The organism is Rhodococcus sp. SJ-3, assembly GCF_051918125.1.
In the GTDB taxonomy this organism is placed as follows: domain Bacteria; phylum Actinomycetota; class Actinomycetes; order Mycobacteriales; family Mycobacteriaceae; genus Rhodococcus.
The window spans coordinates 1,121,844-1,134,344 of the sequence record NZ_CM123306.1; the positions used below are offsets into that span (position 1 = coordinate 1,121,844).

Annotated in this window: 9 protein-coding genes; 4 read left to right on the forward strand and 5 right to left on the reverse strand. The window is 63.4% G+C overall.

Annotation, left to right across the window (positions count from 1 at the left end):
• Positions 1-46 precede the first annotated feature (46 nt).
• From ACTDXD_RS04910 to ACTDXD_RS04930, 5 genes are all read right to left on the reverse strand, one after another.
• On the reverse strand, positions 47-838 hold the full coding sequence (locus tag ACTDXD_RS04910; protein WP_440126052.1) for a FadR/GntR family transcriptional regulator: 792 nt from the start codon (positions 836-838) through the stop codon (positions 47-49).
• Between the two features lie 37 nt (positions 839-875).
• Positions 876-3,146, reverse strand: coding sequence for a CaiB/BaiF CoA transferase family protein (locus tag ACTDXD_RS04915; RefSeq protein WP_440126053.1), 2,271 nt, complete (start codon positions 3,144-3,146; stop codon positions 876-878).
• A 15-nt stretch (positions 3,147-3,161) separates the two neighbouring features.
• Positions 3,162-4,328 carry an amidohydrolase family protein gene (locus ACTDXD_RS04920; RefSeq protein WP_440126054.1) on the reverse strand — a complete coding sequence of 389 codons (1,167 nt, stop codon included), beginning with the start codon at positions 4,326-4,328 and terminating at the stop codon, positions 3,162-3,164.
• A 35-nt stretch (positions 4,329-4,363) separates the two neighbouring features.
• Positions 4,364-5,632, reverse strand: coding sequence for a CaiB/BaiF CoA transferase family protein (locus ACTDXD_RS04925; protein ID WP_440126055.1), 1,269 nt, complete (start codon positions 5,630-5,632; stop codon positions 4,364-4,366).
• Positions 5,633-5,822: 190 nt separating this feature from the next.
• Complete coding sequence (locus tag ACTDXD_RS04930) at positions 5,823-7,523, reverse strand: ABC transporter substrate-binding protein (RefSeq protein WP_440126056.1); 1,701 nt, start codon at positions 7,521-7,523, stop codon at positions 5,823-5,825.
• An 825-nt stretch (positions 7,524-8,348) separates the two neighbouring features.
• Here ACTDXD_RS04930 and ACTDXD_RS04935 point away from each other — a divergent pair.
• The 4 genes from ACTDXD_RS04935 to ACTDXD_RS04950 are packed head-to-tail and all read left to right on the forward strand — an operon-like array spanning position 8,349 to position 12,463.
• The gene (locus ACTDXD_RS04935) at positions 8,349-9,302 is read left to right on the forward strand and encodes an ABC transporter permease (protein WP_440126057.1); all 954 of its coding nucleotides are present in this window, start codon (positions 8,349-8,351) and stop codon (positions 9,300-9,302) included.
• Entirely contained in the window at positions 9,295-10,392 is a 1,098-nt protein-coding gene (locus tag ACTDXD_RS04940) for an ABC transporter permease (RefSeq protein ID WP_440126058.1), read from the forward strand. Before ACTDXD_RS04935 ends, ACTDXD_RS04940 begins: the two co-directional genes overlap by 8 nt.
• A complete protein-coding gene (locus ACTDXD_RS04945) occupies positions 10,389-11,474 on the forward strand; it encodes an ABC transporter ATP-binding protein (RefSeq protein ID WP_440126059.1) in 1,086 nt (361 codons plus the stop codon). Before ACTDXD_RS04940 ends, ACTDXD_RS04945 begins: the two co-directional genes overlap by 4 nt.
• A complete protein-coding gene (locus tag ACTDXD_RS04950; RefSeq protein WP_440126060.1) occupies positions 11,474-12,463 on the forward strand; it encodes an ABC transporter ATP-binding protein in 990 nt (329 codons plus the stop codon). The genes ACTDXD_RS04945 and ACTDXD_RS04950 overlap by 1 nt, the downstream gene beginning before the upstream one ends.
• The last annotated feature ends 38 nt before the right edge of the window (positions 12,464-12,501 follow it).

Genomic DNA, 12,501 nt, shown 5'->3' on the forward strand with positions numbered 1-12,501 from the left:
CGGCCGAGAGCCGAAAACACTTGCATACCTAGGGTGAATCCGGTACTCAGACCCATTCGATGACGGAGTCCAGCGTCATCGAATAGTGCGCTTCGACGTACTCCGCAAGACCGGCCATGTGCTGGCTCATAAGCTGTTCGGCACGGGCACCGTCCTCGGCTGCGACGGCCTCGGCGATGGCGCGGTGCTCAGCGTGGACCTCGGGTCGGTCGGCCGGCTCGGTGCGGGGTCCTGCGGCGCGGATGAACTCTCGGTAGATCTGGCCGACGGCGCGGGCGAAGAGACTGAGTACCGGGTTGGAGGCCGAGTAGCTGGAGATCACATCGTGAAAGTTGCGGGCCTGCGCCCGGAAAGCGGTGCCCGGGCCCATCTCGTGACTGGTGACCTCTAACAGCGCTGTCTGCAGCTCGGAAGTACCACCAATTGCCAGTTCTCGTACCAAGACCGGTTCGAGCGCCTGCCGAGCCGCGATGATGTGCCGATATGTGACACCCATGATCTGGCAATACAGCCTGATCACGGAACTGAACTCTGCGCCGTCGCGATCGTTGACGACCGGGCCCCCGTTGGGACCCGGCCTCACGTGGATCAACCCGATCGACTCGAGCATGCGCAGAGCTTCCCGGACCGAGGCGTAGCCCACACCGTAGTTCTCGGCCATCGACGGCACCGAGGGCAGCCGGTCGCCGGCACCGAGACCCGCGTCGATGATGTCGGCCACCACCTTTCGCGCGGTGTGTTCCGACATCTTCTGTGGACGTCGCAGCGTGGTGGCGGGGCTCGACTCGCGGCGGACCGACTTTCGCGGGGCGGGGTCTTTCGCCTCGTCAGCAGGCATCTCTCTCCTCTGGTCGCACGAGCGACCAGGGTGAAGTTCAGGTCGACAGAGAGTTGAGAACCTCTGCAGTGTGCTCTCCCAGAGTCGGTCCGGGACCGGTCTTACGACCCGGCGTATCGGACAACCTGACAGTCGAGCCCACCTCCCTGATGTACCCCCAGTCCGCGTGCTCTAGGTGCTCGAACACGTGGCCCGATTCCACTGCCCATTCCTGCCAGAAGAATTCCGGCATGAACGGCGTCTCGCGAGCCACCTCGTTGGCGATCCTATGCGAGTCGAGCCATTCTGTTGCAGAAGGCGTGTCGAGAGTAGACAGATAGATCTCCAGTGAAATTCCCAGCGCCTCCTCTGAACGGAGGTTGTTGACACTGGCGCCGGCCGACTGCAGTCCCTCCCGCAGACGGCACTGGGCGCTCTCCCCCACTGCCGCGACACAGACCCATCCATCGGCGGTCTCGAACAGACGGTACGTCGGCGAGAGCCCGAGTTGTCTGGCATCGAGTCGAGCGGTATCCAGCGGCTTGTGCTCACCGTCGGTCATATGCTCGCTCACCGCGAACAGGCTGGCATGGAGTTGCGGTGCGAGAACGGACTGACCTTCACCGGTGCGGGCCCGGTGTTCGAGTGCCATCAGAATGCCGGTGGCCCCGAGGAATCCGCCGTAGTAGTCCTCGCTCGCGCGTGCTCGGCGCACCGGCTTGTTACCCGTGCCCGACGCGACGTACATGAGTCCCGTCAGCGCCGACAGTAGCGGCGCAAAACTCTTCTCCATGGCGCACGGGCCATCCGCGCCCCAGCCCGGCTGATAGCAGTAGATGAGATCGGGCTTGTACTGTCGCAGTGACTCGTAGTCGACGCCGAGCCTCTCCGCCTTGCCCGGCCGCAGATTGTGCACGACGATATCCGCAGTATCCAGCAGACGCAGGAAGCGACTCTTGCCCTCCTCCGTGGTCAGGTCGAGCACGATGGCCCGCTTACCGCGCTGACACGCTTCGAAGGGGTCGGGCAGGGACCGCATCGTGTCGCCGATCGGCGGCTCGATCTTGATCACGTCCGCACCCAGATCGGCGAGGTACTTGGCCCCGTACGCGGCGGCCATGAACTGGCTCAGATCGAGAACGCGCAGCCCCGACAACGGATGGTCGAGATGCTCACCCGCGACCTCGATTTTCGGTTCGAGCGCGAGCAAAGTGGGAAGCTCCGACTGGTGCAGGCCCACAGTGGGCGCCGGCTCGGGCAGCGCCGGATTCACGGTGGAGAACTTGATCACCGGAGCAACCTGCCGCACCGTTCCGTACTCGGCATCGGGCATGTCCATGACCAGACCTGCGTGCCGAACCTGCTCGTGCTCGAGAATCTCGCCGGGACGCAGCACCGGCACCACCGCGACGTCGCGGGCGCGGAGCAGATCGAGCCATTCGTCGCGAGGTCGTGTCTTCCAGATCGTCGGCACCTCGTGTCGTGCGATCCGAAACTCCTCCTCGCTCAATGGCACTGCCATCTCTACCTTGCCGGTGACAGCCCTGAAATATTCACCTACGCCGAGAACCTCCATGGCGGCTTTGAATGCCCCGTTGCCGCCGGTGTGGATCATCAGGTACTCGCCGTCTCCGCACTCGAACAAGTCGATCAGCACGCGCCGGTGACCGAAGTGGCCTTTCTCCTCGGTGTCGAGGTACGACTCGTCCTTGGTGGTGAACCACCAATTCATGGGCGCCTGCCCGAGTACACCGTCCAGAATCGAGACATCGACGCGTTGCCCGCGCCCCGTGATACGACGGGCACGCAATCCGGCGAGAACCCCGATGGCACCGAGGAAACCGGTGGTGTACCCGACGCTCGGATGCCCCAGGAATATAGGTGCCTTGCGATGGCCCGGTTGCTCGGCCATGAATCCCATACGGGCGGCGACCAGCGCGTCGTAGCCCGGACGGTCCTGCCACGGCCCGGAGCGACCGTACGCGGTGGTGGACAGGTGCAGCAGGCGTGGATTGAGGACGGAGGTGTCCTCGTAGTCCAGACCCAGCTCCTTACTGCGCGCGACACCGTACGACTCGATGAAGACATCCGCCCGTCGCAGGAGCTGACGCAACGTGTCGGCATCACCGGGATTGTCGGGATCGAGCACGATGCTCCACTTGCCTCGATCCCACATTTTGCGCTCCGGAGCGGTGGCATCGATCCCACCGCCCGGCCGCTCGACCTTCACGACATGCGCGCCATAGTCGGCCAACAGGAGCGAGGTGATGGAGGAAGGCATCCCCCACGAGGCGTCTATGACGAGTAGTCCGTCGAGCGGCCCGGGCATGTGAATACTCCGTTCTTACTTCGAGACCAAGGTCGGGATCTGGGCGTCGCGAACCCAATCCGGAATCTCGGGGACCGTCCAGTTGAACATCTTCTCTGCGTTCTTGTAGAGAATCATTTCCGCTTCGTCGTCAGGAACATCCTTGAAGAGTTCCTCGACCGTCGGCTGAGTTTCATCCCAGATGCAGTTCGCGTGCGGGTAGTCGCACTCCCAGAAGATGCGGTCCAGACCGATCTCATGACGATTGGCCAGACCGTACGGCTCGTCGATCATGCAGAACCACATATTGCGCTTGCAGATCTCCGACGGGGTCAGGCTCTGATCCAGGTCTCCCCAGTACTTGTGCAGGCCGTATTGACGGTCGGCGCGCTCCAGCGTCACCGGAACCCAGCCGATGCCGCCCTCGGAGTACACGAGCTTGATCTTCGGGTACTTGCGGGCTACCGGTCCGTACATCATGCCGACGGCGTGAGTGATGGTCTGCGTCATACTCAGGGCGATCTCGAGTGCCGGCGACGATTCCGCCGGACGGAACGCCTTCCATCCACTGGACGCGATGTGCATGCAAACCGGAATTCCCTCGGCCTCACAGATTTCCCAGATCGGGTTCCAGTAATCCGTGTAGTAAGACGGGAGACCGAGGTTGCTCGCTTCCTCCGGTATAGTGATCGCCCGGAAGCCACGCGCAAGGTTGCGCTTGATCTCCTTGACCGCAGCTTCGATGTCCCAGAGCTGGATGATCGCCATCGGCACGTACATCTCGGGGGCGACGAGGTGCCAGTCGTACATGAAGTCGTTCCAGGCCTTCACGCAGTAATCTGCGAGTTCCTTGTCCTGGAAGCCGATGAACAGAGCACCACCGAACCGCGGCAGCGTCGGGAAGCTCAAGCTCGACATGATTCCGGCCATCTCGAAGTCCTTTTTACGAGCAGCCGCGTCATAGCAACCCGGGATCATGTCCTCGAATCGCATGGGCTCCCTGCCCCACTCCTCCTGAGGCTTGCCAGCGACGGCGTTGAGGCCCAAGTAGGTGTGCCGAGTATCTTCGTACATCCAGAACTCGGCACCGTTCTCGTCCTCGAGAACACGTGGGGCACGGTCTTTGAACCGCGCGGGAACCCGCGAAGTCCAGGTGTCGCGCGGTTCGACGATGTGATCGTCGACGCTGAACAGTTTGCGCATTGACCTTCCTTCTTCCTTGGTTGGTTCAGACGGAGCTAATTGGCTCGATGGGCAGGCGCGGTCTCGAGCTCTGCGACCAGGTCCTGTAGTCCGAGTTCGTCGAGCACGTCTGCGGTATCGGCGCCGAGTTCCGGAGCTGCCGTGAGGCCGGCCCCCCGTTCCCGGCGGCGACGAGCCATCGTCTCGATACCCGGATATCCGCCGTCTACGGGAACGACGGCTACTGGAGTCAAAGGGGCTGTGTAGATTCCCTCAGCGAGGACCACAGGATTACTCACGCCGAGGTGCCGGGCGTGGTCGGTATCGACCGCCTCCCGAACAGTACGCACCATCGCTGCAGGAACTCCGGAGGCAGCGAAAAGTTCTTCCCACTCGTCGGCCGGGCGGGTAGCGAGAGCCGCTGCAACAACTATGGTTTCGTCGTCACGGTCGGCCCCGTAGTCGGCGCCACGCTCCCACGAGCCGATCTTTCGATAGGACTCATGGAGACCTACGATGTCCACGAATCGTTCCCAGTACTTACGTTCGATGGGGCAGACCAATAACACGCGCCCATCGCTGCAGGCATACATCCGATAGCGCGAACCCATCGCCTGGAACGCGGGGCGGGAAGGCAGATTGTTGAGTCCCGCCTGGGTTTCTCGCCACATCCACGACAGAGCTGCTTCCCAGAGGGAGACAGTGACAACCTGGCCGGGCTCTCCACGCAGCCGCCGCAGGAGTGCCGCCTGGATCCCCAGGGCCGCCCAGATTCCAGCAAGGGCCGCGCCGTGGGCATGGTACGAGGACGGCACCCGGGGCATCCCGTCGTGCCACTCGACCTCGACGAGACCCGCCATGACATCGGGCTGCAGGCCGTGGGCGGGCATCTGTGACCACGGGCCGTCGTCGCCGTACCCGGTTACGGAGCAGTACACCAGTCCCGGGTTGTTGCCCAGGAGCGTCTCGGCGTCCACGCCGCGCTTGCGGGCATCCTCCGGACGGGCGCCCACGATCACGACATCGGCCCATCGGGCGAGAGCGTCGACGACGAGCGGCCACGCCGCAGAGCGCCGGTCGAGTGCAATACTGCGGGTGCCCGCATTGAGTGCGTGGTGCACATCGGAGGCGTCTGCGAACGGATTGCCGACCTGCCGATTGCCGTCTCCCCTGACCGGGTTCTCGACCTTCACCACATCGGCACCGAGGTGTACCAGCGCACGACTCGCCATCGGGCCACTGAAATGGGTTGAGAAGTCGACGATCCGCGGCCAGCCACGACTCGACCCGTGTTGGCTGCTTGTCGGTGAATCATGATTGTTCATCGGCTATTTCGACCTCCTTCCGGGTTCGGCGAGATGTCTGTGGATCGGTTACACGTGAGTTGTAGCAGTCGAGGAGGGCCGGTTTCACCAGGTCTGTCCCACCCCGTGACATCGAGTTCCGAAACGGCTGTAGAACGAGGCAGTCCCGGCCACCGAAGTGACCGGGACTGTCTCGTCGAGGGGCTTAGTGTCAGTTCGCGATGAATGCCTCGTCGAGCAGCATGATTCCATCGGTGGAGGGGGTCACACCGTAAACGTCGGGCGCCCACGGAACGAAGGCCACCCCGGCGCCCCAGACGAGGAAGGGCTGGTCGGTATTGATTAGGCTCTGCACCTCACCGAGCGATTCACGCTTGGCATCATCGTCCGGAGCCGATAGCACGCCCGTCAACAATTGGTCCATCTCCGGATTGGTGTAACTCATGATGTTGTTCGTGGAATCGCTGTACAGCGCACTGTACAGGCGGATTTCGGGGTCGACATCCGTGAGGCTGTATGCGCCGAAGCTCATGTCGAAGTCGCGATCCACGTAGCGGCGTTTGACCAGGTCGGTGGTGCTGCTCGCGTACTCCACAGAGGTATCGAATCCGACGGCGTTCATCTGGGCCTGTACCGCCAGCGCCAGTTCCTGGGAGTCAGGATTATTGACACTGAGGAACGTGATCTTGCCGTCATACCCGTCGGCCTTGGCCTCGTCCAGCAGTCGCGTGGCCTCCTCCGGAGAAGGTTCGATTCCAGGAACGCTGTTCCATTCCGACCACGACTGGAACATCTCCGTGCCGGGCATTCCCTTACCCTCACGCACGCGCTGGTCGAGCACCTCGGGATCGACAGCGTAGGCGATTGCTTGACGGACGCGTGGATCCGCGGCCGGGCGCCCCTCTGCGGCGTTCAGCTGGCCGACCATTTTCAGACTCAATGCCTCCGCATAGCCTGGGAATTCCTCCAGGGCAGCATCCACCGTCTCGGCGTTGCTGACGTATGCCATGTCGATCCCGCCTGTGCGGAGTGCATCAATCTTGGGCTGGTCGCCGGCGATGGCGACGAACTTCAGACCGTCGAGGTTCGGAGCGCCACCCCAGTAGTCTGGGCGGGCCGCCAGCTGCAGCTCCTGCTGCGGTTGCAGGCTGACCACCGTGAACGGGCCGGCCCCGATCGGGGTGAACGTATCGCCCTGTTGTGCAGTCGGTGCCACGATCATTCCGTGCCCGTACGACAGCATGGCGGGGAAGGTTCGCCACGGCTGGTTCAAGGTGAACACGACGGTCGACGGGTCCACCGCCTCAGTGCTCGTCACGACCTTCTCATAGAGTTGCGAGTGCGCGCCCCCCTGAGTGTTGTACCGGTCGATACTGGCGACGACCGCATTGGCATCGAGTGGAGTGCCGTCGCTGAACGTGATGCCATCTCTCAGCGTCATCGTCCACGTCAGGTGATCGTCGCTCGCCTCCATCGTCTGCGCAAGCTGAGGTTCGAAGGTCTGCGATTCGATGTCATACCGCATCAGAATGTCGTACACAGCTGCCATTTCGGTGCCGCCTGTCGAGCCGGTGGCCTGCGTCAGCGTCGGATCGAGGTTGGTGACGGGCGCCAGACCGGCAAACGTGAGGGTGCCGCCCTGCACCGGCGTTCCGGGCTCCTCCTGGTCTCCGACGATGCCGTATGCCAGATCCTTCGGCTCGGATTCCGAGCCTCCACCTGAATCGTCGGAGCCGCCGGTCGTGGCACAACCGGCGAGGGCAACGGCACCGACCGCGACCATCGCCAGTATTCGGCCGGCTCTCTTCGAGTACCTGCTCATGAACAACCTCCTAGGTTGACGATCGGCCCGTGCCCTGACAGCGCTGCCGCCGATCCTGCGTCGATGAACTACGCCGCGCGCCCAGCTCATGACGCCGACGACTCTATCCATCAATGTTGTTGCGCCACAAGTATTTCTATATTTCACAGATATTCGATTCCACGGCCACGCGATCTTCGTTACCGAGCTGGGCCGCCGCTGAGGGAGCGAGGGACTGCCGATATCACGGGCTCCTGGCGATACGGTTCATTCCGACAATGCGTACAACGGTGTCGCCAATGCGTACCGCATCGTCACCCCTGCGTACAACACCCGAGCTACCCCCCGCAGCGGTGCGCTCGCACAGTCCGCACCGCGACCGTGTCCGACATCGCGTGGCCGGCACCGGCGCGACCGCAGGCCATTGGGTACGGTTCCGGACACGGAGGCACCGCGCACCGCCGTCACCATCGCAGGACGCGGTCCGCGGCGCATGCGACGGACACCCCGCCGGAACACCCGTACCGGGGAGGACCACCCGGCCTCCAAGATGGCGCTCACCAGGAGTTTCATCGAGCACCGCAGGTACGGTCGGCGCTCGGCAGGGCAGTGCCCGCCCGGTTGCCGCCCGGCGCAGCTACCGGAAACCTCATCGCCGCCCGGCGCATCCGCAGCACGCAGATCTCTCTTCGGCGCCCGCGCGACACACGGTCGTCGCCCCGCACCCGAGTCCACGGAGCATCCCATTCGGGGCCCGAGGAAATCGATGCCATTCAGTGGGACCTGAGCGCCCGATCCACCCGATCCCGAAAGCTACATTCGATCCACTCCCGGTCAGGTGGTGATCTGCGATTCATTACGAGCAACCGGATATCTCGTATCCCGCCGAAAGCAAGCTTCGGACACTCATGAACAGAGGAAGGAGGCGGTGACACGGTGGCGCGAACAGTGATCGAGAAGGTGATCGAACTGGTCGTCGTGCTCTTCATCGTCAGTCTCGGCACGTTCGCCCTCGTATCGCTCATCCCGGGCGATCCGTCGGTAGCCGTTCTCGGCGAGGGCCGCTCGGCCGAGGAGTACGCACAGGCCCGCGCAGCGATGGGCCTCGACGACCCGTTCCTCACCAGATACTGGGGATGGCTGTCGGGGGCTCTGCAGGGCGATCTCGGCACTTCCATGGTTCCACCGCAAGGCGCGGTCACCGACAGCATCGGTGCGGCACTTCCGGTCAGCGTGCAGCTGGCAATCATGGGTCTGCTGATCGCCATCGCAGTGTCGATCCCGCTGGCGATGTACTCCGCCCGGCACCAGGGCGGCTGGATCGATCGCGTGATCAGCGCCGGAACCTTCGGTGTCCTGTCGATCCCCAGCTTCCTGGCAGGCCTACTGCTGATCATGGTGATGGTCAACTACCTCGGCTGGTTCCCACGATCGCAGTGGGTACGTATCTCGGACTACCTGGGCCAGAACCTCTATCACGCCTTCCTTCCCGCCTTGACCATCAGCCTGCTCGAAATGGCGATGTTCACACGCATCCTGCGCAGTGACCTGGTGTCGACGTTGAAGGAAAATTTCATCCTCGTAGCGAAGGCGAAAGGCATGTCGAACGCCCGGTTGCTGTTCAGCGATGCGCTCCGGCCCTCGTCCTTCTCTCTCATCACCATGGTCGGCGTCGTCATCGGTTCGATGATCGGCAGCACCGTCATCGTCGAGACGCTGTTCTCGCTACCGGGGATGGGTTCACTCATCGTCCGGGCGGCACAACAGGGAGACATTCCGATGGTGCAGGGAGCCGTACTGGTGATCGCCGCGATCTACGTCGTGGTGAACGGAGTCATCGACATCTCCTACGGATACCTCGACCCAAGGAGCCGACGAGCCCATGTCTGAGACGACCATCGAAAAACCCGTAGGCACCCGGCTCCCCCCGGACGACACGCTCCCGAAGAACACGGTGGAGTCGTCGGACGCGGACGAACGCCGAAATCTGTACCGCGTGGGAGCGGCCCTCGCTGCCGCGGGTGTGATTGCTCTGGCCATCGGCCTGAGCCCCCTGCTCATCACGATGGCCCGCGTGCTCGTCATCCTGGCCGCCCTGGCAGCGCTCTACATGGGCCTCCGCAGACTCGGACTGGCCCGGTTCGGATCCGACTTCGACCTGACCTTCATCCTGTCCTGCACGTGGCTGGCCGTGCTGATCGCAGTGGCCGCACTCGCTCCGCTCCTGCCGTTCGCCGAGCACGAGGACACCGCCAAGACACTCACCGAGCCGAGTTACTCCCCGCCCGCCCTCTTCTCCGTGCATCCGCTCGGCACCAACAACTTCGGCCTCGACATGCTTGCCCGATCCATCTACGGGGCCCGATACTCGCTGGTGGTCGCGCTCTCCGCAGTTCTTCTCGGCATGATCATCGGTGGCGCGATCGGTATCGTCGCCGGCTATTTCGGTGGCAAGGTCGACCGCGTCGTCGGCGTGCTCACGAACTCGCTGCTCGCCGTCCCGTCGCTGATCCTCCTCATTGCGCTCGCATCGGTCCTCGAACCGAACCTCCGCAACATCTCGTTCGCGCTCTCCGTCCTCGCGATCCCCACCATGGCGCGGATTGCGAGGGCCAACACGCTGGTGTTCGCGCAACGCGAGTTCGTGTTGGCGGCCCGAGCAATGGGCGCCACCCGGCTGCGGGTGATGTTGCGGGAAATCGCACCCAATGTCGTCCTTCCCCTCGCCTCGATGGGCATGGTTCTCATCTCGGCAATGATCGTCGCGGAAGCGTCACTGAGCTTCCTTGGATTGGGAATCCAACCCCCTACCCCGACCTGGGGGAACATGATCTCGGAGGGCCAGGGCACCGTCTTCGAGCAACATCCGTACATCGTGTGGGTTCCCGGTCTGTTCCTGTTCCTGACGGTGTTCTCACTCAACATCGTCGGCGAGAAAGCGCAGAAGCGCACCGGCGGCACCCGGGAGGTGAAACTGTGACACGCGCAGAACCGCTACTGACGGTAAACGACGTATCCACACGGTTCCGCACCAAGCGAGGCCGGCTCAGAGCAGTCGAGGAGGTCAGCCTCCAACTCGGGGCAGGCGAGACACTGGGACTCGTGGGCGAATCCGGATCGGGGAAATCAGTTCTGGGACAGACCATCATGGGACTCGTCTCGCACGGCGGCAACACCTCCGTCACGGGACAGGTGCTCTTCGAGGGCCGTGATATGCAGACCCTCACCCGCAAGGAGCAACAGAAGCTCTGGGGCAACGACATCGCGATGGTGTTCCAGGATCCGATGTCGGCGCTCAATCCGTTCAAGAAGATCGGAACGCACCTCACCGAATCACTGCGCGCCCATCTCGGACTCGACAAGAAGCAGGCTCGTGAGCGGGCCATCGAATTGCTTCGCAAGGTCCGGATCCCCGAACCCACCCGGCGCATCGACCAGTACCCGCACGAACTGTCCGGTGGGATGCGTCAGCGCGTGGTGATCGCGATGGCCCTGGCATGCGACCCGATGCTGGTCATCGCCGACGAACCGACGACAGCCCTCGATGTGACGGTCCAGAAGCAGATCCTGGAACTGCTCGAGTCGCTGCGCTCCGACATGGACATGGCGGGCATTCTCATCAGCCACGATCTGGGAGTGGTTGCCGGGCAGACCGACCGGGTCGCAGTGATGTACGCGGGCCGCATCGTCGAGACCGCTCCGACCCAGCAGTTGTTCGCAGGCCCACGGCACCCCTACACCGAGGCGCTGCTCGCGGCGGTCCCCCGCCTCGAACAGGAACCTCACACCCGACTCGAATCCATCGACGGCGGCCTCCCCGACATGACGCGACCTCCGGAGGGATGTGCGTTCGCTTCCCGCTGCAAGTACGCGCAGCAGACGTGCCGGGAAGTCGTGCCCACCCTGACCGTACCCGCCTTGACACGATCCTCGGATGCCGCGGCGACCGCTCCACACGAAGTGGCCTGCCACTTCCCTCTGGACGGCTCCGGCACGGCGGATCTCGGAATGCCCCACGTCGCAGATGTCGACGATCGCGTGCTGGAAGTGGAGAGAATCTGATGGCCGGTAGCGGAGTTGCACACCTGCGCAGGGACGACGGTCCCGTGCTGTCCGTCGAGAACCTGGTGGTCGAGTTTCCCGTCGGCCGTCATCAGAAGGTACAGGCGGTATCCGAGATCAGTTTCGATCTGCTGGCCGGCGAAACCCTCGGAATCGTCGGAGAATCCGGCTGCGGGAAATCCACGGCCGGTCGGGCCATCATGCAGTTACCCACCCCGAAAACGGGTAGCGTCGCGATCGACGGGACGGAGCTGACGACGCTGAGTCCGGCTGCACTGCGCAGGATCCGGGCAAAGATGCAGATGATCATGCAGGACCCGATCTCATCGCTCAACCCGCGCCGGAAGGTCAAACACCTCGTCACCGAGGGGCCCCGGATGTGGGGGCGGCAGAACCGGGAAGCGCTCGAGAAGCGGGGGCGCGACATGCTGCACGCAGTCGGGCTGGATCCCGACATGGTATGGGACCGTCTGCCCGGCGAGTTGTCGGGTGGGCAGTGCCAGCGCGTATGCATCGCACGGGCGATGATGCTCGAGCCCAAGGTACTGATCTGCGACGAACCGGTGTCCAGTCTGGACGTCTCTGTGCAGGCACAGATCCTCAACCTGCTCGAACAGACCAAGACCGAGTTCGACCTGACCATGATCTTCATTGCCCACAACATGGCCGTGGTGAAGAACATCAGCGACCGGGTGATGGTGATGTATCTGGGCAAAGTGTGCGAGATCGCGCCCAGCCGCGAGATGGAACATCGGGCACGGCATCCGTACTCACGTCTGCTGCTGGCATCGATTCCCGACCCCGACGTTCGCCGGGCCGATACCGAGCCGACTCCACAGATCGAGGGTGATCTTCCGTCACCACTGAACCCACCGTCGGGATGCCGATTCCGGACCCGCTGCCCACTTGCCACGGAACGGTGCGCCGAGGAGGAACCGCTACTGCGTGAAGTAGAGGACGGCCACTACGTCGCCTGCCACCACGCCTGATTCGCTCTCGGTGGCCGAACATGCGGCCACCGAGACCG